At 60.8% G+C, this 2,185-nt stretch carries 2 protein-coding genes; one reads left to right on the forward strand and one right to left on the reverse strand.

Features of this window, described 5'->3' with window-relative positions:
* Window positions 1-471, reverse strand: a 471-nt coding sequence (locus GY725_15710) for a hypothetical protein (protein ID MCP4005636.1), incomplete at its 3' end; no start/stop codon positions are given.
* Window positions 472-956: 485 nt separating this feature from the next.
* Between GY725_15710 and GY725_15715 the strand changes: the two genes are divergently transcribed.
* Window positions 957-2,036 carry a PDZ domain-containing protein gene (locus GY725_15715; GenBank protein MCP4005637.1) on the forward strand — a complete coding sequence of 360 codons (1,080 nt, stop codon included), beginning with the start codon at window positions 957-959 and terminating at the stop codon, window positions 2,034-2,036.
* Window positions 2,037-2,185: the final 149 nt, after the last annotated feature.

Consider the following 2,185-nt stretch of genomic DNA (forward strand, 5'->3'; position numbering starts at 1 on the left):
CTTCTTCTCCTTCGGCTTCCAGTGGTCGACGATGATCTCGACGGGCATGCGAGCGCCCCAGATGCAGCTAGAGCAGGCGACAGACGAATACGTCTTTGCTGAGAGCCGCCTATGGCCTCGGTTTCGATAGATCTCGATCGCAGGAGCAACACCTTGCCAAGGGGGTGGTGTACCGGCGGGATTCCGCCGCGGTGCAATCGTGACGCGACTGACCTTGTAGAAGTCGACGGGTTCGATTCTGGGGTCGGCGACCGCGAGTGCCTGGCCGCTGGCCGCCTGGCCTGCTTCGAATCGATGCTTCTCGTGGGCAGCTTTGCCGAAACCGAACCATGCGGAGGCGTCGTTCCCATTGATGCTGCCCCGAATCCTGAGCGCATAGCCGAGGTACGCATGATGGCGCTCATCGAACGATCGCAGCATCCGGAAACGCGGCTGCACCGATGTGATGTCGCCTTGCCATTCGATCTTCATGCTGCACAACCGCCGACGCTACCTGACACTTGCCCCCCGGCTCCAACCCTACCACGCTTGCGTCTGCCACGAAGTCGGTTCCGAGAACTCGCGCTTCAAAGCGATCGCTTCACCGATGAGTTGCGGAGCCGTGAAATCGCAGGCATGTGGATCATACGCGACGGTCGATCAACGGGAGCCAATGGTCTGACGCGAAGCGATGGATCGAGCCGAGGCCACGGTTCGCGCTGCTCTTCGTCGTCTCTCCAGCGATGTAGGCGAGCGGGGCCTCCAGCGTCCCCATCGTCGTCGGGCTTCGCAGCGACAGCCTGCTGAGGATCGACCCAGAGAGCGCATCGATCGAGATCGTCAGCCCCACCTACCCTTCCGGCCAGAATCAGTTCGCTACGACGATCCCGATTGCTAGCCATCCCTATCCCGGCAGCTGTTCAGATGGGACCACGCCGGCGCTTTGAACCACGCCCGAATGCATGTAGGGTGGAGACATGCTGGCCTGCTCACTTCCACTTTCCGCGGTGTGCCTTCTCCTGATTGGCATCGCTCCTTCACTGAGCCATGCCGCCGATGAAGAAGCGCGGTACGCCGAGGCGAAACGACTCGGCGAACTCATCCTCGACCACCGGCTCACCGGGCAAGCCCGGCTCCAGGGAATCGTAGACAGGATTCGTCTTGAAGCAGCCCCCTTCTGCGAGAAGCAGAGTCCTGTATTGGGCCTGTTCAGCGTAGACGAGGAGATGATCACACCGCTGGAGCGGCTGGGAGAACGCCGACGACAGATCCTGCGAGTAAGCCATGCGCTGCGTTCGAAGGGCGTTGCCTTGTGCGGTGACCGAGTTGCGCCGCTTCTCGGTGCTTCGGTTGGCCGACGCCGGGACGTTCTGTTCGGGAAGGAGGCTGAAGCCGAGGAGATTTTCGGGCTCGTCGATCAAGTCAAGGTCCTTGCGGTCCTTCCGGATTCACCCGCTGATCGCGCAGGCTTTCAGGAAGGCGATCTCGTAAGGAAGGTTTCTGGACAATCGATTCGCAAGACGGGAGATGTCTTTTCGGCGATTCGCCAGAGTGACGGTAGTGAGGTTTCGTTTTCGCTCGAGCGAGCCGGTGCTCCTCTCCAAGTAGAGTTGCCCATCGTTCAGGGCTGCCATCACGCATCAATCATGTTCATGAGCGAGGATCTCATCCCCCGCGCGCACCCCAATCGTGTTGATGTGCTCGTTCCGAGTGGACTCGTGGCATTCACTCGTGACGATGATGAACTCGCGATCGGGATCGCCCATCAGATGGCGCACCAACTGCTCGGGACTACCCTGGCGCGTAAGACGCCCGACGAACCGGCAGCAGATCGCTTGGCACTGCAGCTCGCGGCACGTGCAGGCTTCGATGTGTCCAAGGCTCCGGCTTTTGCGGATCGAATGGTACTGGACTCGCCGTGGCAACTCGGCACCGAGGGTTTCAGCGGATTCGGCCTATCACAAGAGAGCCTGCATGCGGGTCGGATCGACCGATCGCTGGAGATCCGTCGGACCGTCGAGGAACTCCTCCGCTCCCAGTCGGAGCAGGACGAGTAGCCCGGCGAACTAGTGTCCTGTTTCAGAAGTTCCATCTCTAATGCTTCCGAGCGTGGACCTGGAGGACTCGGGAACAGAAGCGACGGATGCTGTCGAGGATCTGCTCGGCGCTCTTGGTCCAGATGAACGGCTTTGGCGCTGCGTTGTGC

The organism is bacterium (assembly GCA_024226335.1).
GTDB lineage: Bacteria > Myxococcota_A > UBA9160 > SZUA-336 > SZUA-336 > JAAELY01.

Coding starts and splice junctions, on each gene's coding strand:
- GY725_15715 (MCP4005637.1), top strand. CDS start 957: ATGCTGGCCTGCTCACTTCCACTTTCCGCGGTGTGCCTTCTCCTGATT.